This window comes from Stenotrophomonas sp. YJH_SMC_37, assembly GCF_059370035.1.
In genome coordinates, this window is sequence record NZ_JCAFTG010000007.1 from 222,608 (window position 1) to 249,520 (window position 26,913).

Here is a 26,913-nt window from a genome sequence, read left to right on the forward strand (position 1 = left end):
TCATTATGCGTACAACCGGCCCCTTGCGGAAATCGTGGATCGCCAACCCGTTGTTCCACAAAGGGCTGGCGGCGCGAATCAGGGACCTGCAACGGTGACCAGGTGGCGTTCGCCGGCCAGGCCGGGCACGCTCAGCGGGGTCACCTCACGCACCTGCCAGCCAGCCGGCAGTTCCGCGATCTCCTCATGCGGGTAGACGCCCTTCATGGCCAGCAGCACGCCGCCGGGCCGCAGCAGGTGGCCACCGACGCGGACGATGCCGGCCAGGGTGTCCATCGCGCGGGCGGTCAGCTGGTCATAACGGCCGGCCTCGTCCAGCGCCTCGGCGCGCGATTCGGCGACGCGGGCATTGCCCAGGCCGAGCTGGCGCACGGCCTCGCGCATGAAGCGCGCCTTCTTGCCGTTGCTCTCGACCAGGGTGACCTGCAGGCCCGGGCAGGCGATCGCCAGCGGGATGCCCGGCAACCCGGGACCGGTACCGAGGTCGGCCAGGCTGCCATCAGCCACGAACGGCTGCATCGCCAGCGAATCGAGCAGGTGGCGGGTAACCATCTCCTGCGGGTCGCGGATGGCGGTGAGGTTGTAGGTGCCGTTCCAGCGGTGCAGCAGGGCCAGGTAGCGCAGCAGCGGCGGCGCCAGCGCGGCGTCCAGGCCCATGCTGGCCAGGCCCTGTTCCAGCGTGGCAGCCACGCTGGCGGGAAGTGGGTGTTCGCTCATGCCGCCATTATCGCCGGTTTTGCGCGCTGATTCCCCGCTTCAGTGCGGATACCAGGCCAACGCCGCACGGAACTGGCCGCTGGCCTGCCATTCGTGCAGGTGCCAGCGCGCGGCCTCGCCCAGTTCCAGGTCGCACCAGCGCAGGTGCAGGGCGCCATCGGCCCCCGGCGCCAGCTGCAGGCGATGCAGGCCGAACGAGATGCCCTGGCCGTGCGCCTTCAGGATCGCCTCCTTGACGCACCACACGCGGAAGAACCAGTGCTCGCGGTCGGCCTCGTCCAGGCGTTCCAGCCAGGCCACCTCCTGCGGGTGGAAGAAGCGCCGCACGATTTCCAGAAGACGCGGCCGCGGCCGCAGCAGTTCCAGGTCCACGCCCAGCCGCACGCCTTCGCCCAGCGCCACCAGCAGCACCTCACCGCTGTGGCTCCAGCCGGTCCCGTAGTGGGCCAACGGGCCGCTCAGCTCCGGCCGGCCCTTGTCGTCACGGACCAGTGGCAGCGTCTGCGGATCGGTGCCCAGCGCCTGCGCCAGTACCTGCCGGGCCTGCGGTTCACCGCGCTGGCCCGGCACGTGCGGGCAGCGCCAGACCGTCACCGGGCCGAAGCGCCAGGGGCCGTCGAGGGTGGCTGGCAGGCTCATCCGCACGCGCCCATCACGCAATTGCACGACGGGTTCACAGCCGTGCGCGTCAACTGGTCACAGTTCCCCACCGGAGGTTCGATCATGGGCATCATCATCTGGCTGATCGTCGGCGGCATCGTAGGCTGGCTGGCCAGCATCATCATGAAGCGCGATGCCCAGCAGGGCATCATCCTCAACATCGTGGTCGGCATCGTCGGCGCGCTGATTTCCGGCTGGCTGTTCGGCGGTGGCATCAACGAGGCGATCACCATCCGCACCTTCCTGTTCTCGCTGATCGGTGCGGTGATCCTGCTGGCGATCGTCAACCTGTTCACCCGCAAGAGCATACGGTGATCTGAGGGGTAGCGCCGGGCCATGCCCGGCGTCACCCTGCCGCCGCTGCGCTCGCCGGGTATGCCCCGGCGCTACCTCAACTCAACCCAGCTGCACCCACGCCGGCGCATGGTCGCTCGGGCGTTCCCAGGTGCGCGGCTCGCGGTCGATGCCCGAAGCCACCGCACCGCTCTTCAGCGCATCGGAAACCAGGGTCAGGTCGATGCGCAGGCCCAGGTTGCGACGGAAGCCGGCGGCGCGGTAATCCCACCAGCTGAAGGTACCCGCCTCGTCGTTGTGCAGGCGGAAGCCATCGTGCAGGCCCAGCTGCAGCAGCTTGTTGAGCGCGCCACGCTCAGCGGTGGAGGTCAGGATGTGGTTGTCGTTCCACACCTCCGGGTCGTGCACGTCGCGTGCGTCCGGGGCAATGTTGAAGTCCCCCATCACGATCAGCTTCGGGTGCCGCTGCAGCTCCTGCGCGATCCAGGCGTGCACCGCCTCCAGCCAGCGCAGCTTGTAGTCGTACTTGTCGGTACCGATGTCCTGGCCGTTGACCACGTACAGGTTGATCACGCGCAGGTCGCCGAAGGTACCGGCGATGACGCGCTTCTGCTCGTCCTCGAAGCCGGGAATGCCGATCTGCACGTCCTGCGCAGGCTCACGCGACAGCAGCGCCACGCCGTTGTAGGTCTTCTGGCCGGCGAACACGCTGCGGTAGCCCGCGGCGATCAGCGCCGAATCGGGGAACTTGTGGTCCTCCAGCTTGGTTTCCTGGATGCCGACGATGTCCGGGCCGAAGTCCTTGAGCCACTGCTCCAGGTGCGGCAGGCGGACATTGAGCGAATTGACGTTCCACGAGGCGATCTTCATGCGGGCATTCTACCCGGGTGGCCGGGATGGGGCTCGGGCCGGATTCCCGTGTAGAGCCGAGCCCACGCTCGGCTGCATTGATCGGCACCCAGCCAGGAGCAGCCGAGCGTGGGCTCGGCTCTACAGAAGAATCGGGCCGGGCCCTGATTCAGCAGAGCCACGCCCTGCCTGGGTTCACCGCAGCAGCAGCTTCAACAACCCCGCAATCTTCGAATACGGCGGCCGCAGCCGGTCGCTGGCCGCCCAGCGCGACTGCCACAGCACCGGCAGCCGCTTGCTCATCGCATCGAACCCGGCCCGGCCGTGGTACGCGCCCATGCCACTGGCCCCTACCCCGCCAAACGGCAGGCCATCGGCGGCGAAGTGCAGCAGCGTGTCATTCACCGTCACCCCACCGGCCACCACCTGGCCGAGGATGCGTTCCACCGTCGCGCGGTCCTGGCTGAAGGGGTACAGCGCCAGCGGGCGGTCACGCGACAGCACGTCGGCCAGCGCGGCATCCAGGTCCGGATAGGCCCGCACCGGCAGAATCGGGCCAAAGATCTCCTCGCGCATCAGGTCCAGGTCATCCGGCGGGTCCAGCACCACGGTCGGCACCAGCAGGCGCTCGCGGTCGGCGCGCGCCTCATCCACCTGCGCCAGCGGAATCACCGGCACGCCGCGTTGCCGCGCCTGTGCCAGATAGCCCTGCAGGCGACGGTACTGGCCGTCGTTGATGATCCGCGTGTAGTCGTCGGCATCGCTGAAGTCGCCGTAGCGTTCGCGCACCTGCTGCTGCAGCGCCTGCACGAACTCGCGCTGGCGCGCGGTATCGATCAGCACGTAATCCGGCGCGATGCAGGTCTGGCCGGCGTTGAACCACTTGCCGGTGGCCAGCCGCGCAGCGGCTTTTTCAAGTGGAAAGTCGCTGCAAACGATCGCCGGCGACTTGCCGCCCAGTTCCAGCGTGACCGGTACCAGATGTTCGGCGGCGGCGGCCATCACCTTGCGGCCGACGGCCGTCGAGCCGGTGAACAGCAGATGGTCCAACGGCAGCGACGACACCGCTGCGGCCACCTCCGCCCCGCCCTGCACCACCGCCACCCGATCGGGCGGGAACACGCTGGCCAGCAGATCGGCCAGGAACGCACTGGTGCGCGGCGTGTGTTCCGAAGGCTTCAGCAGCACATGGTTACCCGCAGCGATGGCGGTGGCCAAAGGCACCAATGCCAGCGTGACCGGGTAGTTCCAGGGCGAGATCACCCCGACCACGCCCAGTGGCGTCGGCCGCAGCTGCGCGCGCGCTGGCCACAACTTCCATCCCGCCGATGCCCGCTGCGGCTTCGACCAGCGCCGCAGGTGGCGGCGCAGGTGGTCGATGGCCGACAGCACGCTCATGCCATCGGCCAGCTTCGATTCAACGTGGGCGCGATGCCCGAAGTCCTCGGCGATGGCCTGCGCCATTTCGTCCAGGCGTGGCTTCAGCCCCTCGCGCAGGCGGCGCAGGTCGGCCTCACGCTGGTCGAGCGTGGGGCGCTGCGACTGCCAGGCGCTGCGCAGGGTGTGCAGGATGGCGGGGAGCTCGGCCGGGGTGATGGTGGTCATGGGCCGATTGTAGGGTCGACCCGTGCCCGGCTCGCATGCCAACCTTCACGCCGTGGCACGGGGTCTCATTCGGCCCCCTCCCGACCGCCTTGCATGCGTTCACCCCCTCATGCAAACCCGTCCATCACTACGTCTTCTGCTGGTCGGTAGGTTGTGCCGGGCAAGACTGCGGTTCTGGCAACTCAAGCGGAATCTTGATCGGGTATTCGGGGCTGCCGTAGGCGTAACAGGAAGTGGTGACCTGAATCTCATCGCAGGGCAGGAAATGTACAGTGATGCCGCAGACATTCTGGTTGGTGTAATCCGGGACGGTGACGATTTTGCTGTGGTAACGCTTTTGTGCCTCGATTTGTTGCAGCCAGGCGTCGTATTTCGACTCATCTGCAAATCCAGGAAATCCTTTTGAGCCTCCTACCCCGGTTTCCCAATCGACTCGTACCATCACCCCTGGCCGCCACTGATCTGGAACCGTGTAACAGCAGCCTCCACCGCCGCCTTGATTCGGGCCAATGCTGTCAACGGCCGAACGGCCATCGACACTGAATCGGTTGATCGCCCAATGGGTGTGGTTGACGCCATAGATCGCGCTGGCATTCACCGCGTAGGCCGACAAGAGCAGAGGTGGGCCAGCAAGAAATGCCAGTGCCACGCGCTTCAAAACAAACATCACTGAAACTCCAGAATGTATAGCCCTCATAATTTGTCCGAGGGAACGAATGCGCTACTCGGGCGCAAACTCCAGCCGCCAATCACGCAAGAACTCGACCTCCCGCGCGATCAGTGCTGATCCTGCTGCGGACGCGTCGGAGAACTGTTCGCCCGACATTGGAATCCTCTTCAGGGGGACATTCCGATCACCTACGAAGAAGTGGGGCGTAAAGCAGTAAGGCTCATCGCCCGATTCCGTGGGCTGCTTCACCAACGTCGCAAACACGGCATTCGTCGGCATGCTCGGTTTGGCGCCTGAGCACCACGGATGCGACGAGACGATGTCCTGAATCCGCGCACCAGCCCGACGGAACTCCGTGGGACTGAAAACCTTGCCGAGAGAGACTCGATGTACCCGATAGGTGTCGTCTTCCGGTTGTGCCTCGACAAGCCATCCTGAGTTGTCATGCGATGTGCAGCTGCAATCGCAGGTCACCAGTGTTGCGTTTGGTACGGCGTTGTTCCAGGACAGCCAGACTGTCTCTGTCTTGCATAGCTGTTTGATCACGGGCGATCTTTCCTCGACTCGCAGGCTTCCCTGCCGTGTCGCATCGTCGGCAGCTACATGCGTTTCTGCGCCAGCCGCTGACGCTGAGACAGTGATGATCGCTGCCAGAAGTACCCTGCGCATTCCCCGATCCGATTCGATGAATCACACATGCTATGGGGCGTACGGATGAACAAAGGGAGTTCGGGCCATTTGCGTCAGACGTTGGCAGTTCTTGCTAGAAGTCCCCGTCTTCCGTGTGGCTGGATACGTCATCCCGCACCGGTACGATCAAATACTGGGCTGATATGTAGATTCGTACTTGTTTCATTGCCGCACGACGTCAGCGCGCTGAAGGTAGTATCCCACCTCCAATAACATGCGTAGATGCGACGCGTATTTGCATTTCTGACCGGATGTCTTCTCCTGGCCGGAGCTTCCGATGCCAGCGAGCAGTCCATGGATGTCGCGGCAATCGGCCTGAACGCCGAGCACGAACACATCCCATTGGTGGGCGACAGCCTGGCTGCCGTCGTCGGCGAGCTCGAGGGCGATGCCACACCTGGTGCCAGTATTGGCAGGGTGCTCGAGATACTTGCAGAGAGACTCGAACGTACGACCTGCTATCTACAGCCCCCCGTCAAAGACAGCTCACGTTCGTCCGGCATGACCTGCAACGGACCCGATGTAGACAGCCTCTTCCCGTACTACACCACCTTGCGGCAGGCGAGCACACCGGCGGAGCATGATCGGTACGGCCGTCGCTTCCTGGATGCCTATGCGGCGTTGCTCAGGGATGCACCGGATGCTGCCCTCATGCGACCAGGCGAGGATGAGGCGGTAGATGGGTTGCTACATGTGCTCTTTCCGTTCGAGGCTTGGGACGAGAGGCTGAGCATTCCACGCCCCGACGTGCACTTCCCGTTTGTTCCTGTGTGCAACCTCCTTGTCGCTCGCGCTGCGCGCTGCCCAGGAGCCGACCAGTTGCGCATGCAGATCGGGCAGGCAGGCGATGAGAGTGAACAGCGCTTGTTGTGCGTCAAGGAGTTCTCGAGGCGGCAGCTGGCGGAGGAAGGTGAATGCCCGGAAGTCACCACCACCAGCCCCTGATGCCAATCGCATGCTCCCGTCAAGATGACGGTCTCCTGGAGAATGAATTTGTTGAGCTTGATCTTCACTGTGCTTGCAACGCTGGCTTCAACAGAGGATGCGAAGTCTGGCAGCGGGAGATGGGTGCACGCTCGCAGCAACATCACACTGCGATACGACGGCGAGGAGAATGGTCGCTACCGGAACCTGTCGGTGATGAAGCAGGGCAAGCTGGTGCGCCGCATAGCGTTGGGCAAACGCTCGTACTCTCTGTTCGAGTACGACCCCGATCCGGCGACGTCCCCTGACGGTCGGTATGTGCTTGTCACTGACGTGGAATCTGGGGAGGTTGGCTTGACGGATGGACGCCGTTCTCTGCATGAAAGGCCATATTGCGGTTTCATCGACACACGAAGCGGCTGCCTGTTCGCGCGTCAGACCGGGCAATTCTGTGGAGGGCAGTTCAATGACGTTGGAGCCTGGGTATCTCCCGCCCTTCCTGACCTGCACCCTTCTGAGGTGCACCCCACCGCGGAGGACTATGCCTCAGGTCGCCTGAGTCCCTCGGATGCACCCGATGGTTCCCTCGACAATCTGCTTCGCTGCGACCCACCAGGCCCAGGCAACAGGGACCACTACGGGAAGCTGATAGATGCAGGGACGTTTGAAGTCACGCCTTTGCAGAGAGAGGCGCTGTATGGCCGGTAGAGTCGAATGTCAGTCGACTGCCGTTGGTGCGAAGCCCAAGAACCCCGCGCTGTGCGCGATAGTCGACCAACGGTCGACTCTACCCTCCCGTCAGGCGGTCCGGCCCCCACAAACAGAAAGGCCGCGGTCTGCACCGCGGCCTTTCCTTTACTGCATGGACCCCACCGGTTACTTGGTGATATCCACGTTCTTGGTTTCGCGCAGGAACAGGCCGCCGATCACCACCGACATCAGTGCGATCGCAATCGGGTACCACAGGCCGTAGTACAGGTTGCCGGTACCGGCCACCAGCGCGAACGAGATCGCCGGCAGGAAGCCACCGAACCAGCCGTTGCCGATGTGGTACGGCAGCGACATCGAGGTGTAGCGGATGCGGGTCGGGAACAGTTCCACCAGGTAGGCGGCGATCGGGCCGTAGACCATGGTCACGTACAGCACCAGCAGCCACAGCATGAAGATGGTGCCGGCAATGTTGATGCGCGCACCATCGGCCTTGGCCGGGTAGCCGGCAGAGGTCAGGGCGGTCTTCAGTTCCGCGCCGAACGCATCGGCCTTGGCCTTGCCTTCTTCCTTGGTCAGGCCGGCGGCCTCATACGAGGTGACGCTGGCACTGCCCACGTTCACCATCGCCAGCGAACCGGCGGCGGCGGGCTGCACGTCGTACGGCACACCGGCCTTGGTCAACGCGGCGGTCGCCACGTCGCAGGAGCTGGTGAACTTGCGCAGGCCCACCGGATCGAACTGGAACGAGCAGGTGGCCGGATCGGCGACGACCAGTGCCGGGGAGCTGCTGCGCGCTTCTTCGATGGCCGGGTTGGCGAAGTGGGTCAGGCCCTTGAAGATCGGGATGTAGGTGATGGCCGCCAGCAGGCAGCCGGCCAGGATGATCTTCTTGCGGCCGATGCGGTCGGACAGCCAGCCGAAGAAGATGAAGAACGGCGTGCCCAGTGCCAGCGCTGCGGCGATCAGCAGGTAGGAGGTGGTGGCATCGACCTTCAGCATGCTGCTGAGGAAGAACAGCGCGTAGAACTGTCCGCCGTACCAGACCACGGCCTGGCCAGCCGCTGCACCGAGCAGGACCAGCAACATCAGCTTCAGGTTGCCGCCCTTCAGGCTGTCGCGGAACGGGGTCTTGGAGCCCTTGCCTTCAGCCTTCATCTGCTGGAACAGCGGCGATTCGCTCAGCTGCAGGCGGATCCATACCGAAATGCCCAGCAGCAGGATCGACACCAGGAACGGGATGCGCCAGCCCCAGGCCTCGAACGCCTCGTTGCCCAGCGTCATGCGGCAGGCCAGGATGATCAGCAGCGACAGGAACAGGCCCAGCGTGGCGGTGCACTGGATGAAGCTGGTGTACAGACCGCGCTTGTCGTCCGGCGCGTGCTCGGCCACGTAGGTGGCGGCACCGCCGTACTCGCCGCCCATCGCCAGACCCTGGGCCAGGCGCAGGATGATCAGGATCACCGGTGCGGCGAAACCGATCGAGGCGTAGTTGGGCAGCACGCCGACCAGGAAGGTCGAGATGCCCATGATCAGGATGGTGACCAGGAAGGTGTACTTGCGGCCGATGCGGTCGCCGAGGCTGCCGAAGAAGGCCGCGCCGAACGGACGCACGAAGAAGCCGGCGGCGAACGCCAGCAGGGCGAAGATCATGCCCGTGGTTTCATTGACGCCACTGAAGAACTGCTTGGCGATGATGGCCGCGAGCGAGCCGTACAGGAAGAAGTCATACCACTCGAAGACCGTGCCGAGGCTCGATGCGAAGATGACCTTCTTGTGGCCCTTGGTCAGGGTGCCCGCTTTATGTGCGGTGCTGGGTGTACTGGACATGGGACGCTTCCCCTCCGAAGCAATCGTTGTTGGTGGGTGCCGACCGTTGGTCGGCACTCAATTGGGTAGATGCCGACCTTGGCCGGCACCCCATCTCGGTAGGTGCCGGCCGCTGGCCGGCACGCTCTCAGAAGCTGTACTTCGTGGTGAACTGCAACCGGGTGATGTCACCCTTGTTGCCGTTCTCCACTTCGCGACGGCCATACATCAGCTCGGCGCCGATATCGACCTTGGGTAGCGGTGAATAGAAGATGTTGCCGCGGACGCTCTGCACGCTCTTGGTCACCAGCGGGCCGAGGATGCTGTCGTTGTCGTAGTCGCTGCGCGCGTAGATCAGGTTGGTGCGCAGCTTCGGCGAGAACGCATGCCGCCAGCCGACGTAGCCGGCCAGCACGCCGGTCGGGTTGAGCTCGTCGCGGGCCACGTCGTAGGCACTGTCGGCGGTGATGCCCAGGCCGATGTAGCGGGCGATGCCTTCGCCGCCGGTCAGCTGGTAGTGCAGCGAATCGCTGTCACCCATCACCCACTTGCCGCCCAGGGTCAGGCCGCCGGCCACCTTGTCGGCCTTCGCGCCGGTGGCCTGGTTGTCGACCTTCAGCTGACGGACGATGCCGCCGACGCCGAAGGTGCCCCAGTCGCCCTTCCAGCCATAGCGCAGGGTCAGGTCGGGCAGGCTGCCACGGTCGGAGTTGGCGCTGGCGTTGGTCCAGGCGCCGGTGACCGGGTTGCGGGTGCCGGTGAGGGTGGAGGTTTCCGGGTTTTCCAGCGCGACGCTGAAGCCGCCCTGGGTGTAGCGCACCTGGGCCTGGCGCACGAAGATCACGCCGTCGGTGGGGCCGACGAAGTCGACCGCTTCCGGCAGTGCGGCCGCGTCCATGAAGTTGGACCAGGTCTGGCCGGCCAGCCAGTTGTTCCAGTACATGTAGGCGTGGCGCAGGGTCACGCCGTAGGTATTGGTGGCAGTCTGGTTGCCCAGCGAGTTGCCGAAGAAGTCCATCTCGAAGAACGCACCGGCCTTGTTGCCCGATTCGCTGACGTTGTCGATGCCCAGGTTGAAGCGCGAGAACTTGGCATGGGCGTTGAAATCGGTGCCCGAGCGCTTGCCGCTGCCGCCAGCGCCTTCGACCGGGGTCTGGCCCGGCAGGTACAGCGAACGGCCGGTCGCGTCGTCGGCCAGCTGGCCATCGCTGGTCTGGGTGGCCAGGAAGTCGGCCTTGATGAAGCCGCCGATCTTGACCGTGGTGCCCGGCGCGGCGCCCGGGGTGAGGGTGGTGACCTGGATCGGCTGCTTGCCGGCCGGCACCTGTGCGACCGGCTTCTGCTCGGCCTGCACCGTGCGCACTTCGGTCACGGCCTGCTGGGTCTGGCTGATCTGGGTCTGTTGTTGTTGCTGCGAAGACAGCAGCAGCTGGACCTGGCGTTCCAGTTCGGCAACGCGTGCTTCCAGTGCCTTCTCTTTGGCGGTCTCTGCGAACGCCATGCCCGGTGCGACCAGGGCGACCAGCAGGCAGGCCGCCAAAGGTGTGCGCACGGCTTTCAACGTACGGTGGCTCATGTTGCCCTCTCTCCCAAGTGGCAAGGTGATGCCGCGCGTGGGGCACGGTCGAGCCGAGACTGCGGGGCGATTATGTATAGCGGCTATTCGCCATTGGTCGAACCCGGGCCTGCAAGGCGCTCACTTTCGACCATGGTCTAACCAGGGTGGTGACGCGGCCGGGGGTGGATGGGGCAAACTGAGGGGGATCGGTCGTTGCAATGCTGCGACCGCACATACAAAGTCAACGTGCAAGTGAGGGTGCCATGGCTGATATCTACCCCGTCGATCCGCAGTTCGCCGCCAAGGCACGCATCGACAAGAAGACCTATGAACAGCAGTACCAGGCGTCGGTGGCCGATCCGGATGGATTCTGGGGCAAGGCCGCCGAGCGCCTGCAATGGATGCGCAAGCCGACGAAGATCAAGAACGTCAGCTATGACCTGTCCGACTTCCGCATCAAGTGGTTCGAGGATGGCGAGCTCAATGCCAGCGTGAACTGCTTGGATCGCCAGCTGGAAACGCGCGGCGACAAGACCGCCCTGCTGTTCGAGCCGGACGGCCCGGATGCGCCGGCCCAGCACGTCACGTATCGCGAGCTGTACGAGCGCACCTGCCGCCTCGGCAACGCGCTGCGCAACCTCGGCGTCAAGAAGGGCGACCGGGTCACCATTTACCTGCCGATGATCGTCGACGCCGCGGTGGCCATGCTGGCCTGCGCGCGCATCGGTGCGATCCACTCGGTGGTGTTCGGTGGCTTCGCACCGAACTCGATCGCCGACCGCGTCAGCGACTGCCAGAGCAAGCTGATCATCACCGCCGACGAGGGCCTGCGTGGTGGTCGAAAGATTCCGCTGAAGGCCAACGTCGATGCCGCGCTGAAGCTGCCGGGCACGAACACGGTTGAAACCGTGCTGGTGGTGCGCCACACCGGCGGCGCGGTGGACATGCAGGCCCCGCGCGACCGCTGGTTCCACGACGTGGTGGACAGCCAGCCGTCCACCTGCGAACCGGAACGCATGAACGCGGAAGACCCGTTGTTCATCCTCTACACCTCCGGTTCCACCGGCAAGCCGAAGGGTGTGCTGCACACCACCGGCGGTTACCTGCTGTACGCGGCCTACACCCATGAAGCGGTGTTCGACCTGCGCGAGGACGACATCTACTGGTGCACCGCCGACGTCGGCTGGGTTACCGGCCACAGCTACATCGTGTACGGGCCACTGGCCAACGGTGCGACCTCGCTGATGTTCGAAGGCGTGCCGAACTATCCGGACACCTCGCGCTTCTGGAACGTGATCGACAAGCACAAGGTGAGCATTTTCTACACCGCCCCGACCGCGATTCGTGCGCTGATGCGCGAAGGCGAGGAGCCGGTGAAGAAGACCTCGCGCGCGTCGCTGCGCCTGCTCGGCAGCGTCGGCGAGCCGATCAATCCGGAAGCCTGGCGCTGGTACTACGAGGTGGTCGGCGACAGCCGCTGCCCGATCGTCGATACCTGGTGGCAGACCGAGACCGGCGGCATCCTGATCTCGCCGCTGGCCGGTGCGATGGACCTCAAGCCGGGTTCGGCCACCCTGCCCTTCTTCGGCGTGCAGCCGGCGCTGGTCAATGCCGATGGCGAGATCCAGGACGGCCCAACCGAGGGCAACCTGATCATCCGTGATTCCTGGCCGGGCCAGATGCGCACGGTGTACGGCGACCACCAGCGTTTCATCGATACGTATTTCCGCACCTACCCGGGCAGCTACTTCACCGGTGACGGTTGCCGCCGCGACGAAGACGGCTATTACTGGATCACCGGCCGCGTCGACGACGTGATCAATGTGTCCGGCCATCGCATCGGCACCGCCGAAGTGGAAAGCGCGCTGGTCTCGCATCCGAAGGTGGCCGAAGCGGCGGTCGTGGGCTTCCCGCACGACGTCAAGGGCCAGGGCATCTACGCCTACGTCACCCTGGTGGCCGAAGAGGCCCCGAGCGATGAACTGCACAAGGAGCTGATCGCCTGGGTGCGCAAGGAGATCGGGCCGATCGCCACGCCGGACCACCTGCAGTGGGCACCGGGCCTGCCGAAGACCCGCTCGGGCAAGATCATGCGCCGCATCCTGCGCAAGATTGCCGAAAACGCGCCGGACCAGCTCGGCGACACCTCGACCCTGGCCGATCCGTCGGTGGTGGCATCGCTGGTGGACGAGCGCAAGGTGCGCTGATGGCGTGACTGCGGGCGCAGAACGCGCAAGGGACGTGGCCGGGAGGAGGGACCCGGCCGTGTCCGACCCGTCCTGCACCTGCCATCACGTCGCTCTTTTTCCTGATCGATAAGCTCGACCCATGACCACCCTCCTGATTGCCGATGACCACCCGCTGTTCCGCGAGGCCCTGCGTGGGGCCGTGCAGCGGGTCATCCCCGGCGTGCAGCTGTTCGAGGCCGACAGCGTGGAAGCGCTGTACGCGCTGGCCGACCAGCACAACGACGCCGACCTGGTCCTGATGGACCTCAATATGCCCGGTGCGCAGGGTTTCAACGCGCTGGTGCACATGCGCTCGCTGCACCCGCACCTGCCGGTGGTGGTGGTGTCCGCACGCGAAGAAGCCACGGTGATGCGCCGCGCGCTCGACCACGGTGCGCTGGGCTTCATTCCGAAGTCTGCGGATTCGGACACCATCGGCCATGCGCTGGGCGCCATCCTCGATGGCGAGACCTGGGCACCGCCGGAAGCGCACAACGTGCCGCCTACCGGCAGCGAAGAACGCGAAGTCGGCCAGCGCCTGCGCGAGCTGACCCCGCAGCAGTTCCGCGTCCTGCAGATGCTCGGCGCCGGCCGCTTGAACAAGCAGATCGCCTACGACCTCAACGTCTCCGAAGCAACGATCAAGGCCCACGTCACCGCCATCCTGCGCAAGCTGGGCGTAACCAACCGCACCCAGGCCGTGCTGATGGCCGGCAAGCTGGCCATCGACGACGACGCCATCGTACTGCCGCCGGAAGAAGACTGAAGGTGACGGACTGCGGAGCCGAGCATGGGCTCGGCTCTACAGACGTCATGATGCCCCTGTAGAGCCGAGCCCACGCTCGGCTGCTCTTTGCCTCAATACCAATCACTCCTCAAGCAACCATCGACTCCACACATAGGGGTATTCCCCGATGCGCGTGGCCAGTCCAGCACGCACGGGATTGGCCGCGATGTACATCGCCTGCGTGCGCAGGCACTCATCGCCGCGCAGCGCATGATCGTAGTATCCCGGCTGCCAGATCGGCGCGCTCGCATCAACGCGCCTGGCGATGGATCTTCCACTCCGGGACTTCAGGATCTGCATGCAGCCGGCCAGCGTGCCCGTACGCAGCTCGATCAACCAATGCAGGTGGTCCGGCATGATCACCCAGGCCAGGGAGAAGGTACGACCGGTTTGCTCGACTGTGCGCAGCGCTTCGATCAGCAGATCGACGTTGCCCTTGTCACTGAACCAGGGACGACGCGCATGCGTCACCGTCGTAAGGGCATAGACATTGCCGGTATGCGACCAACGACCATAACGGAGTGCGGGACTGGCCATGCGAAGACGCTATGGCACGCGTGACAGCATCTCCATCAGTGCAACACCGCAATGCTTGTCAGCCAAAAACCTGATGTAGAGCCGAGCCCATGCTCGGCTGCCATGCAAAGCAGCCGAGCGTGGGCTCGGCTCTACAGATTTCCCTGCTTACCCCACACCGTGCAGGTGTTCGTACAGGATCGTCGCGCCGATGATCATCAGGATCACGCCGCCGATGATCTCGGCACGCTTGCCGACCATGCTGCCCAGCACGCGGCCGAGCATGATGCCGACGGTGACCATGGTCAGCGTGCACAGACCGATGACCGCCGCCATCACGCCGATATGCACGTCCATGAAGGCCAGGCCGATGCCCACGGCCATCGCGTCGATGCTGGTGGCGAAACCGGTCAGCGCCAGCTTCCAGAAGCCGTGGTGCTGCGCAGGGTCTTCATCATCTTCGCCACTGTCCGGGCGCAGGCCGTTGTAGATCATGTGGATGCCCAGCGCGCCGAGCAGGCCGAAGGCGATCCAGTGGTCGAAGGCTTCCACGTACTGCAGGGCAGCACGGCCGAGCAGCCAGCCGATGATGGGCGTGATCGCCTCGATGACACCGAAGATGATGCCGGCGCGCAGCGCATCGCGGAACACCGGCTTGCGCATGGCCGCACCCTTGCCGATCGCCGCAGCGAAGGCATCGGTGGACATGGCAAAGCCGATCAGGAGGATCGAAATGGGGGACATGGACAGCGGCTGAGGTCGGGCTAGGACGGACGCACGGCCTGCGCTCGCGCCCAACCTGACGTTGCGCGCGCGGGCCGCTGGTCTCGCCAACCATCATGGTTGTCCACGCCACGGCGCACTGGCCGAGTATGTTGACGTGGACGATTCCTGCGAAGGAATCCGGCTACTCCCCAAGGGGACGCGAAGCTTAGCATCGCGATTCGCGCGTGGCGCATTTCCAGCGAAACGCGCAGGCAGGGCTGGTTTGTATAGCGATGGCTATATCGGCGCCGTGCAGCGCGCGGAAGCCGAGCATAGGCTCGGCTCTACAGTTGCCAATCAGGCGTCGCTATTGCCGGCATCGCGCAGCGCGCCCAGGAAGGCGCGCAGCGAGGCCGGCTTGATCGGCTTGGTCAGCACGCGGTAGCCGCGTTCGCGCGCCATCCGCTTCAACTCGTCGCGACCATCGGCGGTCAGCAGCGCGCCGGGCAACGGGTAGCCCGCAGCCTCGCGAAGTGCCACCAGCGCATCCAGGCCATCCATGCGGTCGTGCAGGTGGTAGTCCACCAGCATCACCTGCGGGCGCTCGGCGATCTTCTCCAGCGCCTGGTCGACGGTGGCGGCAGTGATCACCTGCACCTGCCAGCGGCCGAGCAGCGCGCGCATGCCGTCGAGGATTTCCTCGTCGTTGTCCACGCACAGCACCCGTAGGCCCGCCAGCGAATCGCTGCGCACCGGTGTGGCCACGGCCTGGGTCGCCTTGGCAGGCTCGGTGTAGCCGGGCAAGGGCGCAACCCGTGGCAGGATGATCGAGAACATCGAACCCTTGCCGACCCGGCTGCGTGCGTTCAACCGATGATCGAGCAGGCGCGAGATACGCTGGCATATCGACAGGCCCAGGCCCAGACCCTGCTCTCCCCAGTCGAACGGCTGCTGGTAGCGGTGGAACTCGTCGAAGATCTGCCGCATATGGTGTTCGGGAATGCCCGGGCCGGTATCCCATACCTGCAGCTCCACTTCGTCGCCACGCTGGCGCACCGCCAGCACGATGCGCCCCTGGCGGGTGTAGCGCAACGCGTTGGCCAGGAAATTCTGCAGCACGCGGCGCAGCAGGCGGCGATCACTGCGCACCCACGCCGGGCGCGCGAACAGGTCCAGGCGCAGGCCACGACCGGCGGCGACCGGCGTGTACTGCGCCGCCAGTTCGCGCATCAACGCACTCACGTCGAACTCGCCGATCACCGGGTGCAGGCCACCGGCATCCAGCCGCGACACGTCCAGCAGGCCATCCAGCAGTTCTTCGGCCGCGCGCAGGGACGCATCCACGCGTTCGGCCAGGTGCTTCTGCTCATCGCTCACGTGGTCGCTGTCACGCAACGCCGAAGCGAACAGGCGCGCGGCGTTCAGCGGCTGCAGCACGTCGTGGCTGATCGCCGCCAGGAAGCGCGTCTTCGACTGCTGTGCGACCTCGGCCTCATGCGAGCGCTCGGCCACGCGCTGTTCCAGCGTCTCGTTGGCTTCAAGCAGCGCCTTTTCGGCGTGCTTGTAGTCGGTGATGTCGTTGTAGCTGGTCACGTAGCCGCCGCCGGGCAGCGCCTGGCCGCGCATCTCGATCACCTTGCCGTCGCTGCGGGTGCGCTCGAACACGTGCGGCGAACCGGCGCGCATGTAGCCGATGCGGCGGTTGATCTGTACTTCGATATCGCCCTCGCCCAGCTCGCCGCGCTCGGCGTTGTATCGGATCAGGTCGGCCACCGGGCGGCCCACGTAGAGCATGCCGTCGGGGTAACCGAACATGTCCTGGTAGCGGCGGTTCCACGCGGTCAGGCGCATGTCCGGATCGACCACGCTGACCCCGGCGCTGATGTTCTCCAGCGTGGTCGACAGGATCTCGCGGTTGAAGCGCAGTTCCTGCCCGGCTTCGTCCAGTACCGCCACCACTTCACCCAGGTCCATGCCCGAGCCACGCAGCAGGCTGGTGAGCAGCAGGCGCGCCGATGCCGCACCAATCGAGGCGGCCAGCAGCCGTTCGGTGAACTGTACCCAGGGGCGGTCCGCAGGCGCCGAGGACTGAAGCTCGCGCCCCAGCGACTGTGCCTGCTCGAAAAACGAACGCCGCGCGTGGCGCTCTCCGACCACGCGCGAGGCCAGTGCCAGCAGGTCGCCCACATGCACGTGGCCGGGCCAGCCGCCGGCCACCGACGGGCGCTCGGCGTAGGGGTCGAGGAACGGCGCGGCGCGCAGCCGCTCGTCCACACCGGGGCGCCAGCGCGCGGACACCAGCATCATCGTCGCCGCGTTGACCAGCAGCGACCAGAACGTGCCGTGGGTCAGCGGATCCCAGCCGGTCATGCCGAACAGCTGCTGCGGACGCAGCCACTCGATGCCGAACGGACCGTGCTGCACCCAGGCGGCATCAACCCAGCCGGCCATGGTCATCGCCGGCAGCAGCAGCGTGTACAGCCAGGTCGCGAAGCCGAGCAGCATGCCCATCTCGACGCCGCGACGGCTGGCGCCACGCCAGTACAGGCCGCCGATCAGGCCGGGCGCGAACTGCGCTACCGCCGCGAACGCCATCAGGCCGTACGAGGCCAGCGTGCTGTCGTTGCTGCTGGTGCGGTAGTAGCTGTAGGCCATCAGCGCCAGCAGCAGGATCGCCAGGCGGCGGATCCACAGCACGCGCGAGGCAACGTCGGCCGCCTCCTGGTGGTCGCCGCTGCGACGCAGCAGCACCGGCATCACCAGGTCATTGCTGACCATGGTGGCCAGCGCGATGGACGACACGATGACCATGCCGGTGGCCGCCGAAAAGCCGCCCACGTACGCGATCAGCGCCAGTGCGTTGCGGCCCTCGGCCAGCGGCAGGGCCAGCACCATCGAGTCGTCGGCGACGCTGCCGCCGGTGCCGAACAGGGTCACGCCGGCGGTGGCGATCGGCAGCACCATGCCCGAGATCAGCACCAGGTAGCCGCCGAACATCCAGCGCGCGCGGCGCACGTCGCGCACATCGCCGCACTCGACCACGGCCACGTGGAACTGGCGCGGCAGGCAGATGATGGCGAGGAAACTGAGCAGGGTCTGCGAGATGAAGCCCACCGGCGGCAGGCCGGTGAACAGCGTATGCACTGACTCGACCACCGCGTCGGTGCGGTTGCTCAGCCAGAGGTAGGCGAACACGCCCACGGCCAGCATCGCCAGCAGCTTGATCACCGATTCGAAGGCGATCGCCAGCATCATGCCGTGGTGGTGCTCGGTGGCATCGACCTGGCGGGTACCGAACAGGGTGGCGAACAACGCCATCAGCAGCGCCACGTACAGCGCGGGATCGGTGAAGAAGCCGGTCGGGCCGGTGTTGCCGGTCAGGACCTGCAGGCTCATCGCCACCGCTTTGTACTGCAGGGCCAGGTACGGAATGATGCCGATCAGCGCGATGATCGCCACCAGCGCCGCCAGCCGCCGCGAGCGGCCGAAGCGCGAGGAGATGAAATCAGCAATGGAGACCACGTTCTGGCTGCGCGCGATCAGCGCCAGGCGCTCGATGATGCGCCAGCCGAACAGCAGCAGCAGCAACGGGCCGATGTAGATCGGCAGATAGCCCACGCCATTGCGCACAGCGGTGCCGACCGCGCCGTAGAAGGTCCACGACGAGCAGTACACGGCCAGTGCCAGGCTGTAGACCACCGGCCGCAGCCACGGCCGGTCGGGATACATCGGCCGACGGTCGCCCCACCACGCCACGCCGAACAGCAGCGCAGCATAGGCAACCGAGACCAGCAGCAGGATCCAGCTGGAGACCACGCGCGCGTTTCCGTCAGGACAGGGGTCAGTAGATCACGACCGCTGGTCGTGCGGGTAGGTCATGGCGGTGGGTCACGACCGTTGGTCCGTCTGGTGGGTCACGACCGTTGGTCGTGACGGGGACATCCGTGCCCACTGACAGTGGGCACCTACCGGGAATCAATGGGCACCCACCAGGAAGCGGTGGGCGCCTGCCAGGTACCGGTTTACTGGGCCGGCACGCCCATTTCCTTCAGCAGCTCGGGTGCCGGGTAGACCTTGGCCAGCAGCCAGCGCAGGTAGCGCATGTCCACGTGCACGGCGCGCTTGTAGCGCGGGTCGAACCACCAGCTGGCGCTGACCGATTCCCAGTTGCTGTCGAAGTTCAGGCCGATCAGTTCGCCCTTGGCGTTGAGCACCGGCGAGCCGGAGTTGCCGCCGGTGGTGTCCAGGTTGGTCAGGAAGTTGACCGTCTGGGTCTTCAGCGCCGGGTCGGCGGTGCTGCCGAAGTCACCCTTGGCGATCGCGGCCAGCAGCGGCTTGGGTGCGTCGAACGGATAGGCGTTGGTGTTCTTCTCGACGATGCCGGCCACGGTGGTCACCGGCGAGTAGGTCACGCCATCGCGCGGGTGCAGTGCCTCGACCCTGCCGTAACTGATGCGCAGGGTGCGGTTGGCATCCGGGTACACGGCGCGGCCCTGCTTGGCACGCCAGGCGAACAGCGCCTGCATGTACGCCGGGCGCAGGCGCAGCTGCTCGCCTTCGCGGGTCTTGCTCTCGTTTTCGATGCGCAGCTGCGCGGCCACCAGCGGGCCGGCCACGGCGATCAGCGGATCGGCGGCCAGGGCCTTGCCTTCGCGTGCGGCGGCAAAGCGCGACAGGCGCTGCGCCTCATCGCCCAGCTGGGTTCCGGCGTACAGGGTGTCCAGCGCCGTGGCCAGCTGCTGCGGGGTGCGGCCGAAGGCCGCGTCGAACTCGGCCACGCGCTGCGCGTCCGGCAGCTGCTGGTAGCGGGTCAGCAGGGTGGTCAGCAGGGCCTTCTCGACCTCCGGCGCGTAGCGGCGCTGGACCTGCTTGAGCACGCCTTCGATCATCGCCTGGTCGCGCTGCTGGTAACCGCTCTCGCGCTGCGCGTCAGGCTTGGCCGATTCGATGCGCAGGCGCTCCAGCAGCAGCGCAGAGCGCAGCAGCTGGCTCTGCGCGGCGATCTGGTCCAGCAGCAGGTCACGCTCGCCCACCGCCGCGCCCTGCGACAGGTTGGCCAGCAACGCCTTGATGTCGCCCTGGTACTTGCGGTCGGTCGCGGCCAGCATCGCGGTCTCGTCGGCGGCACGCTGGGCCTTGGCGTCGCTGCGCAGCAGGCCTTCCAGTTCGCCAGCGGCGCGCTTGCGGTTGTTCTTCAGCGACTGCAGCTGCGAGGCATAGCGGGTACGCGCCTGCGCGTCCTTGGCGGTGGCGGCCTCGATGGTGTCGATCATCTGCTGGAACACCGACACGCGGCGCGGCAGCACGGCATCGATCTGGCCGGCGAATTCGGCCGCGGTGCGGTGGCGATAGGTGATGCCCGGGTAGCCGGCCAGCATCGCGTAATCGCCTTCCTTCGGGCCTTCCACCGACATCTGCAGGTGCGCCGGTGCCTGGTAGGGCACGTTGTCCTTGCTGTAGGCGGCCGGCTTGCCGTCCTTGCCGACATAGGCGCGCAGCAGGGTGAAGTCGCCGGTGTGGCGCGGCCACATGAAGTTGTCGATCTCGTCGCCGTAGTTGCCGATCGCGCGCGGCGGCGCGTACACCAGGCGCACGTCGCTCAGTTCCAGCTGGGCGATGCGATAGAAATCGGTGCCGTAGTACATGTTGGCAACCGAGCAGCGCACGCTGCCGTCCTTCTCGCACTCGGCCACGATCTGCTTGCTGGCCGCATCCACCGCATCGAAATAGGCGCGACCGGTCTTGCCACGCGCCTGCGCCAGCACCTGGTCGGTCACCTTGTCGAAGCCGACGGTGACCAGCACGCGGAAGTCCGGGTTGGCCGGACGCTCGTCGGCACGGTCCTTGGCGATGAAGCCACCGTTGATCAGGTCGTGCTCGGGCGAGCTGTTGTACTGGATCACGCCCATCGCCACGTGGTGGTTGGTCAGCAGCAGGCCGTCGGCGGACACGAACGAACCGGTGCCGCCACCGGCACGCACCACCGCGCTCAGCGGCGGCGCAGTGACGTTGGCCAGGTCGGCCGGATTGCCCTTGAAGCCTGCGGCCTGCAGCGACTTGGCCAGTTCCGGCAGCTGGGTCGGCATCCACATGCCTTCGTCGGCGTGAGCACCGGCGGCGAGGGTCAGGCCCAGGGCCAGGGCGGTGGGAAGGGCTTTGCGTGGTGACATGAGGCAATCCGGTACGACAGAACAGCCCGGGACCATAGCCGCTGGGGCCGGATGGGGCAACGGCCGATGGTTGGGGGCACGTACCTGTAGAGCCGAGCCCACGCTCGGCTGCTCTTCTGCCCGCCCCACCTTCCCGCGCTGCGCGCGGAAGCCGAGCATGGCTCGGCTCTACAGGGATGCCACGGCGGGTTATTTCTCCCGCCGCCAGTTGATCGACCCACGGTTTTCCACCGTGCTCGACTCCACTTCCACATCAAACCCGCGGCGCAGCAGGTACTTCAGCGTGATCACCGAACCTGCGCCCACCAGCGACACGCCGTAACCCACGTACAGCTTGGGCGAGATGTACTTGCCGACGCCGATCACCGAGCCGCCCAGCGCGCGCGACTGGCTCACGCCGGCATCGTCCAGGCCCAGCTTGGCACCCAGCTGCGACGCCAGCAGGCCACTGCCGGCCGAGAGCGCCGCCGAGGCCGCGTTGACCTGCTGCGCCTGGTCGCTGCTGGCGCCGGTCAGGCTGCGTCCCAGAACCAGATAGGCCAGTGCCTCGGACTGCGACATCGCAGGATCGGACCACACGTCGGCACGCGGTTGCTGGGCACGCCCGGTCACGTCGATGCCGGCGGTGACATCACCGATCCGTCGCTCGGCACGGATGTTGATGCGCGGGTCGGACACCGCGTTGTAGTTCCAGTTGAGGTTGCCGCGGGTGATGGTCAGGTCCTGCCCGTACGCCTTGTAGCGGCCGCTCACTTCCAGGCCGCCATTGGCGGTCATTTCGCGGCCGGGCTTGGCCCAGACCTGCATCTTGCCGGTCAGCGCGCCCTTCAGGCCGAACCCGGTCATCTTCACCTTTTCGCCGAGGCTGACGGTCAGGTCCATGTCCAGCGGCGAGGTGCGCGACTCTTCCGGATCAGCCGGATCCAGCACGACCACGTCTTCGGACACCGAGGTGCCACGGTCCAGGCGCTCCAGGTCGATGTCGGCCTCGGGCACGTGGACGGTACCGCGCAGCTCCATCGCTGCCTTGGCCAGGGTGAAGTCGAGGTTGGGGTTGGCGACGATGCGCAGTTCGCTGGTGTTGGACAGCAGCACGTTCTCGCCGTGGATCTTCAGCTGCAAGGGCTGCGCATCACCGAACCACGACAGGCCACCGTCCACGTACAGCGTGCCCTGGCCGGAGTTGGCCTGCGCGGTGATCTTGGCTGAACCGTCGGGCTGGGCCACGAAGCTGCCCTTGCCCTGGTCGAAGGTCAGGCCCAGCGCGGGGAATTCGCCCTTGAAGTTGCTCAGCTGCGCGTCGCCACCCAGCGACGGCTGCCCGCGCGTACCGCGCAGGCTCACGTGGCCCTCGATCAGGCCGGTCGGGCGCACGATGTCCGGCGAGAACAGCTCCAGCCAGTACAGCCGCGACATGTTCAGATAGAGCTCACCGTTCAGTGGTGCACTGGCTTCCCAGCCGGTCTGCATCTTCGCGTCGACGAAGCCGTTGCCCTGGAAGCCCATGCCCAAGTAGCCCTTGATGCTGGACGGGGTCATGTCGAGCTTCAGCGAGAACTGGTCATAGCGCACCAGTTCGCCGCGGGTGGTATCGCCCACGGTGTTGCGGTTCTCGCCCAGGCGCACGCCGCCTTCCTTCGAGCGCACTTCCACATGGCCTTCCCAGGCCGCGCCACGCGGGCGGATCTGCGCGTCCAGGCTGACGTCGCCGCGCAGATAGATGCGGCGGCCGGACTGCGGCGGCAGCCACGGCTGCACCAGCGCCAGCGGCAGCGCGTCACTGCGCACCACCAGGCCTTCGCGCGGCCAGTTGGCCTGTGCGCACAGCGCGCCGCTGCTGGCGGCGGCCAGGCAGGCTTCGGACAGGGTGTAGGTGCTGCCGTTGATCGCGAACGCCGCCGGTGCACGCAGCGACCACGCATCACCCTTCACCGGTGCGATGCGCAGCGAGGCCAGCTCGCCGCGCCACTGCGTGCCCTGCTGGCGCACGCTGCCCTGCAGCTCGATCGCCCCCATCTCGTTGCGGGTCTGCGCAGCCAGGCGCAGGTTGGAGACACTGCCCTGCGCATCCACGTTCAAGCGCTCCAGCAGCATGCCCGCGTTGACCTGCTGGCCCTGGATCGCCAGCGTGCCGCTGTCGCCGCGCCACGGCAGGCGGCCCTTGATGCTCACGCTTTCGGCGCCGTAGCCGTCCCAGTTGAGGTTGTTGCCGACCAGGTCGGCGGTGATGTCCGGCGCGTCGCGCGGGCCCTTCACCTGTACCTGGCCACGCAGGCCACCATCGGCACCCGGCAGCAGATCGCTCAGCTGCAGCGGTTCGAAACGCGCATCGATATCGAGGCGGTCGCCGACCTTGCCCGACGCGGTCACCCGGCTGCTGCCCAGCGACAGCTTCAGGTCGCCCTGGCCCTGCGCGCCCTGCAGCGCGAACTTTCCCTGCGCATCGAGATTGCGCTGGCGCAGCACGCCCTTCAGCGACGGCAGATCGACCGTGGCTTCCAGTGTGCCGGTGGTACCCGGCGGTGCGTTTGCCGGCGGCGGCAGTTGCCGTCCCTTCGAAGCCAGGTTGCCGGACAGCCGGCCGTTCCAGCCCGGCACGAAGTAGCCAGGGTCGAAGTCCTTCAGCGTGGCCTTGGCATCCCAGTCCAGCTGCGGTGCCCACGCCACCTGGCCTTCCACCTGCAGCTGTCCACCCGGCGTCTGCGCCTGCAACTGGTGGATCGACGCGGCCTGGTCGTTGCCGCGTACGTCGAAGCGCAGCTGGGCCTTCTGCTTTTCGCGTTCGACATCGGCGCGGCCGATCGCCGCCCAGGCCTTCAGGGTACCGGCCAGGCCGAAGCGTGCTTCCTTCAGGGTGACCGGCACCGGTGCGCTGCCGGCGGTGTTCGGGTCCGGTGCCGGCACCCAGGTCAGGTCACGCGCGACCACCGAGAAGTTGAGCTTCTGCTGGTCTTCCTGACTGAAATCGGCGGTACCTTCCAGCCGCGCCTCACCGCCAAGGCCCTTCACCAGCAGCGGTGAGACCTTCAGCACCTGGTCCTGCAATGACACCACCGACGGTGCCAGTTCCAGTTCCTGATCGCCCTGCTTTACCTTGCCACGCAGGTTGGCATTGCCGCCCTTGCCGGCGGCGGTGAAGTCCAGCGACAACGGCGCGATCGCCGAGCTCGCCAATGCTGGCGACAGCAGCGCCAGATCCAGCTCGTCGCTGCGCACGCTGGCGTTCCAGTTCGGGTCGGTGCGGCCATCGAACACCAGCATCGCGTGCAGTGGCTTCGGCGCGCGCCCGGCTACGGCCACTTCCATGTGCGACAGGTCTCCGCGGGCGACCAGGCCCACCGTGGCGGCCGTGCGCCCACGCGGTGCCGGCAGCACGGCAGTGACGGTCACGTCGGTGTCGTAGTCCTTGGCCGGGATGTAGCGACCCTGGGCGGTGAAGTTGCCCATGTCGCTGTCCACCACCAGCCTGCGTGCCTGGAACTCGCCATTGGCGATCTCGATGCCACCACGCACGCGACTGATGTCGATCACCGGCTCGTTGGCCTGGCTGATGCGGAAGCCGTCGATGGCAATGGCGTCGGCCTGGATCGCCAGCGGCATCTCGATCTGCGGCAGCGAATCGGGCCACGACGGCAGCTTGAACGGCTCATCGCTCTTGGCCAGGTTCAACGTCGCGTTGCTCAGCTCCAGCTTGTCCAGCAGCAGCTTGCGGCCCAGCAGCGGGCGCAGGTCCGGCTCCAGGTAGGCGCGCTCGGCGTGGAAATGGATGTCGTCGTAACGGAAGTCGACGTTGTACAGGGTCAGCGGCCCTGCCACCGGGCCGTCCACCTTGTCCCAGGTGAAGCTGGCACCCACCGGGAGGCGCGCCACCACCTGGGCCAGCAGTACGTCACGGCCGGCCACGGTCTGCAGCAGCCAGTACACCGCCAGCAGGGCCAGCAGCACCAGGCCCAGCACGCCCACGCCGGACCAGGCCCAGAAGCGGCGGCGGCGGTAGAAACGCACGCGCGGCGGCCTGTTCGGAGTCGGTGCGGGGGCACTCACAGGTCCGCTCCGATGTTGAGGTACAGCTGGAACTGCGAATCCGGGTTGTTCAGGCCGTGCGCGATATCCACCCGCACCGGGCCCACCGGCGATTTCCAGCGCACGCCGAAGCCGACGCCGGTATGCAGGTCGATGGTGTTGTCAAAGGCACTGCCGGTATCGACGAACACCGCCGCACCCCAGGGGCCACCGTTGAAGTAGTGCTCGTACTCGGCCGAGCCGATCACCAGGTTCTTGGCACCCAGCGCATACTTGTCCGGCTTCGGCGTACGCGGGCCAACCTCACGGTAGGCGTAGCCGCGGATGCTGCGGTCACCACCGGCGAAGTAGCGCAGGCTCGGCGGCATCGCCACCAGGTCGCTGGTCCAGGTGGTGCCACCCTCGCCGCGCAGGATCAGGCGATTGCTATCGCCCACCGGGATGTACCAGCGCAGCACGGCATTGGCCTGCACGAAGCTGGTGTCCGAACCCGCACCTTCCACACCGGCGCGCATCGTTGCCGTACCGCTGACGCCCTTGCGCGGGAACAGCTCGTCATCGACGTCGACGTAGTCGGCGACCAGCTGCGGGTAGACCAGCGTCGAGGTGTTGTAGACCGCGTCGGTGAATTCGGTGCCCGAGGCATAGCGCCAGCGCTCGCGCAGCGCGTTGATCGAGGCGATCGCGGTCCAGTGTTCGTTGATCTCGCCGCTGCGGCTGGCGATCAGCTTGAAGTTGCGCAGGTCGATGTAGTCGGTCTGCTCGTCGTAGGCGCTGGCAGCGAAGGTGTACCAGCCATCAAGCCAGTTGAAGGCTGGAATGCGGTAGCTGGTGATCAGGCTCTTGCGCTTCTGCGCATAGTCCAGCTGCGTGTTCATCTTGTGGCCGCGGTTGTTCAGGAACCGCCGCTCGATGCCACCACGCACACCCGGGCCACTCTCGCTGCCGTAGCTCAGGCCCGCGGTGTAGATGGTGCGCTTGGCGCGCGTCAGCTTCACGTCCACCGGCACTTCGCCGTTTTCGTCGGCCTGGTCCGGGCGCGGCTGGATGTCGATCACGCTGAAGTAGTCCAGCTTGGTCAGCGACTCGCGCAGCCGGTCCAGCTTGCCCTCGTGGTAGTAGCTGCCCTGCTCCCAGTACACCAGCGGGTCGAACAGCTTGTCGACGAAGTAGTCCTGCTGGAAGCGCACCGGGCCCATGTTGTAGCGGCGGCCGCTGTCCCAGGTCAGGTCGATGTCGGCCGCGTTGTCGGCGCGGGTGATCTGCACCTGGCGCTGGGTGTAGTCGGCATCGAAGTAGCCACGCTCGGCCAGGCGCCGGGTGATGGTGATCTTGCTGGCTTCGTACTGGGTGTGCTCGAAGCGCTGGCCCTTGCGGGGCTTGAATGCGGCCAGGTCGTCCTGCAGGTACTGGTCGTACATCGCCGGGCCGGTGATGTCGATGTGCTCGCGGCGCACGGTCACCGGGGCCCCTTTGTCGACATGGATGAGCACGCGAACGTGCTCATCCTGGCGCGGCGCCTCGACCTTGATCACCGGGTTGTAGTACCCGAACGGTTCCAGCGCCTGGCGGGTCTGCCGCTCGGCCTGCGACAGCAGGTACTCCAGGCGCGATTCACCCTGCTCCTTGCCGATCGTGTCGAACAGCGACAGCGATTCCTGGATGTTCTCGATGATTGCGGCGTCGTCGCCCTTGTCCAATCCCTTGATGTCCACCTTGTCGATGGTGCCGCGCGCGTGGGCCACGGAGGTGGCGGCCAGCGACAGGACCATCAGCGGCAGGGCGTATTTCTTTGGCTGCATGCGGCACAGCATACCGACCGGAGGTGACGATGCGAAATGCATCACGTCGTTGGAGATCGGTTGTTAAGTGGCGGTCAAAATACGCGCCTTTGTGGCGATCATCGGGATCGCACGCGAGGATGCCGACGTCGCGTGCGGCGACGGCGATGATCCCGATGGACATCCGCCGGCGATGTTCCGGTAGTGCCGGCCAGCGGC

General features: G+C 66.2%; 19 protein-coding genes and 1 riboswitch. Of the genes, 5 read left to right on the forward strand and 14 right to left on the reverse strand.

From position 1 onward, the window contains the following. Nucleotides 1-78 precede the first annotated feature (78 nt). Both rsmG and AC5P8J_RS12360 read right to left on the reverse strand, forming a co-directional pair. Nucleotides 79-717 carry a 16S rRNA (guanine(527)-N(7))-methyltransferase RsmG gene (gene rsmG / locus AC5P8J_RS12355; RefSeq protein ID WP_111098844.1) on the reverse strand — a complete coding sequence of 213 codons (639 nt, stop codon included), beginning with the start codon at nucleotides 715-717 and terminating at the stop codon, nucleotides 79-81. A gap of 39 nt (nucleotides 718-756) precedes the next feature. Then, the gene (locus AC5P8J_RS12360; protein WP_019661752.1) at nucleotides 757-1,356 is read right to left on the reverse strand and encodes a 4'-phosphopantetheinyl transferase family protein; all 600 of its coding nucleotides are present in this window, start codon (nucleotides 1,354-1,356) and stop codon (nucleotides 757-759) included. An 84-nt stretch (nucleotides 1,357-1,440) separates the two neighbouring features. On the opposite strand from AC5P8J_RS12360, the gene AC5P8J_RS12365 reads away from it, so the two are divergent. Beyond that, the gene (locus tag AC5P8J_RS12365; RefSeq protein ID WP_005411656.1) at nucleotides 1,441-1,692 is read left to right on the forward strand and encodes a GlsB/YeaQ/YmgE family stress response membrane protein; all 252 of its coding nucleotides are present in this window, start codon (nucleotides 1,441-1,443) and stop codon (nucleotides 1,690-1,692) included. Nucleotides 1,693-1,773: 81 nt separating this feature from the next. On the opposite strand, the gene xth is transcribed toward AC5P8J_RS12365, so the two are convergent. From xth to AC5P8J_RS12385, 4 genes are all read right to left on the reverse strand, one after another. Beyond that, nucleotides 1,774-2,541 (reverse strand): exodeoxyribonuclease III, encoded by a 768-nt coding sequence (gene xth / locus AC5P8J_RS12370; protein WP_111098845.1) that lies wholly within the window; start codon nucleotides 2,539-2,541, stop codon nucleotides 1,774-1,776. Between the two features lie 174 nt (nucleotides 2,542-2,715). Next, the gene (locus AC5P8J_RS12375; RefSeq protein ID WP_188250627.1) at nucleotides 2,716-4,125 is read right to left on the reverse strand and encodes a coniferyl aldehyde dehydrogenase; all 1,410 of its coding nucleotides are present in this window, start codon (nucleotides 4,123-4,125) and stop codon (nucleotides 2,716-2,718) included. Nucleotides 4,126-4,252: 127 nt separating this feature from the next. Next, nucleotides 4,253-4,792: a Tli1a family immunity protein gene (gene tli1a, locus AC5P8J_RS12380; RefSeq protein ID WP_276577078.1), complete on the reverse strand. Its 540-nt coding sequence runs from the start codon at nucleotides 4,790-4,792 to the stop codon at nucleotides 4,253-4,255. 54 nt (nucleotides 4,793-4,846) lie between these two features. Further along, nucleotides 4,847-5,464 carry a hypothetical protein gene (locus tag AC5P8J_RS12385; RefSeq protein WP_478436110.1) on the reverse strand — a complete coding sequence of 206 codons (618 nt, stop codon included), beginning with the start codon at nucleotides 5,462-5,464 and terminating at the stop codon, nucleotides 4,847-4,849. A 315-nt stretch (nucleotides 5,465-5,779) separates the two neighbouring features. On the opposite strand from AC5P8J_RS12385, the gene AC5P8J_RS12390 reads away from it, so the two are divergent. Together AC5P8J_RS12390 and AC5P8J_RS12395 are read left to right on the forward strand one after the other, a co-directional pair. Further along, entirely contained in the window at nucleotides 5,780-6,430 is a 651-nt protein-coding gene (locus AC5P8J_RS12390; RefSeq protein ID WP_495216839.1) for a hypothetical protein, read from the forward strand. Nucleotides 6,431-6,472: 42 nt separating this feature from the next. Continuing rightward, nucleotides 6,473-7,117, forward strand: a complete 645-nt coding sequence (locus tag AC5P8J_RS12395) for a hypothetical protein (RefSeq protein WP_447905606.1) — start codon at nucleotides 6,473-6,475, stop codon at nucleotides 7,115-7,117. A 168-nt stretch (nucleotides 7,118-7,285) separates the two neighbouring features. On the opposite strand, the gene AC5P8J_RS12400 is transcribed toward AC5P8J_RS12395, so the two are convergent. Both AC5P8J_RS12400 and AC5P8J_RS12405 read right to left on the reverse strand, forming a co-directional pair. Next, nucleotides 7,286-8,947 (reverse strand): MFS transporter, encoded by a 1,662-nt coding sequence (locus tag AC5P8J_RS12400; protein ID WP_005420402.1) that lies wholly within the window; start codon nucleotides 8,945-8,947, stop codon nucleotides 7,286-7,288. Nucleotides 8,948-9,074: 127 nt separating this feature from the next. Continuing rightward, nucleotides 9,075-10,502: a DcaP family trimeric outer membrane transporter gene (locus tag AC5P8J_RS12405; RefSeq protein WP_495216840.1), complete on the reverse strand. Its 1,428-nt coding sequence runs from the start codon at nucleotides 10,500-10,502 to the stop codon at nucleotides 9,075-9,077. 245 nt (nucleotides 10,503-10,747) lie between these two features. On the opposite strand from AC5P8J_RS12405, the gene acs reads away from it, so the two are divergent. Next, on the forward strand, nucleotides 10,748-12,691 hold the full coding sequence (gene acs / locus AC5P8J_RS12410) for an acetate--CoA ligase (protein ID WP_262214560.1): 1,944 nt from the start codon (nucleotides 10,748-10,750) through the stop codon (nucleotides 12,689-12,691). Between the two features lie 121 nt (nucleotides 12,692-12,812). Then, nucleotides 12,813-13,478 carry a response regulator transcription factor gene (locus AC5P8J_RS12415; RefSeq protein ID WP_111098071.1) on the forward strand — a complete coding sequence of 222 codons (666 nt, stop codon included), beginning with the start codon at nucleotides 12,813-12,815 and terminating at the stop codon, nucleotides 13,476-13,478. A 102-nt stretch (nucleotides 13,479-13,580) separates the two neighbouring features. Here the strand turns inward: AC5P8J_RS12415 and AC5P8J_RS12420 are convergent, their stop codons facing one another. From AC5P8J_RS12420 to AC5P8J_RS12445, 6 genes are all read right to left on the reverse strand, one after another. Continuing rightward, the gene (locus AC5P8J_RS12420) at nucleotides 13,581-14,036 is read right to left on the reverse strand and encodes an REP-associated tyrosine transposase (RefSeq protein WP_021203537.1); all 456 of its coding nucleotides are present in this window, start codon (nucleotides 14,034-14,036) and stop codon (nucleotides 13,581-13,583) included. A 147-nt stretch (nucleotides 14,037-14,183) separates the two neighbouring features. Continuing rightward, nucleotides 14,184-14,759 carry a manganese efflux pump MntP gene (locus AC5P8J_RS12425; RefSeq protein WP_478436112.1) on the reverse strand — a complete coding sequence of 192 codons (576 nt, stop codon included), beginning with the start codon at nucleotides 14,757-14,759 and terminating at the stop codon, nucleotides 14,184-14,186. 88 nt (nucleotides 14,760-14,847) lie between these two features. After that, nucleotides 14,848-14,937: riboswitch (yybP-ykoY riboswitch) on the reverse strand. Between the two features lie 140 nt (nucleotides 14,938-15,077). Further along, complete coding sequence (locus AC5P8J_RS12430; protein ID WP_021203539.1) at nucleotides 15,078-18,536, reverse strand: hybrid sensor histidine kinase/response regulator; 3,459 nt, start codon at nucleotides 18,534-18,536, stop codon at nucleotides 15,078-15,080. Nucleotides 18,537-18,742: 206 nt separating this feature from the next. After that, on the reverse strand, nucleotides 18,743-20,890 hold the full coding sequence (locus tag AC5P8J_RS12435) for a S46 family peptidase (protein ID WP_188250636.1): 2,148 nt from the start codon (nucleotides 20,888-20,890) through the stop codon (nucleotides 18,743-18,745). A gap of 189 nt (nucleotides 20,891-21,079) precedes the next feature. Further along, nucleotides 21,080-24,934 carry a translocation/assembly module TamB domain-containing protein gene (locus AC5P8J_RS12440; RefSeq protein ID WP_021204692.1) on the reverse strand — a complete coding sequence of 1,285 codons (3,855 nt, stop codon included), beginning with the start codon at nucleotides 24,932-24,934 and terminating at the stop codon, nucleotides 21,080-21,082. Beyond that, the gene (locus tag AC5P8J_RS12445; RefSeq protein WP_019661765.1) at nucleotides 24,931-26,727 is read right to left on the reverse strand and encodes an autotransporter assembly complex protein TamA; all 1,797 of its coding nucleotides are present in this window, start codon (nucleotides 26,725-26,727) and stop codon (nucleotides 24,931-24,933) included. The genes AC5P8J_RS12440 and AC5P8J_RS12445 overlap by 4 nt, the downstream gene beginning before the upstream one ends. Nucleotides 26,728-26,913 lie beyond the last annotated feature (186 nt).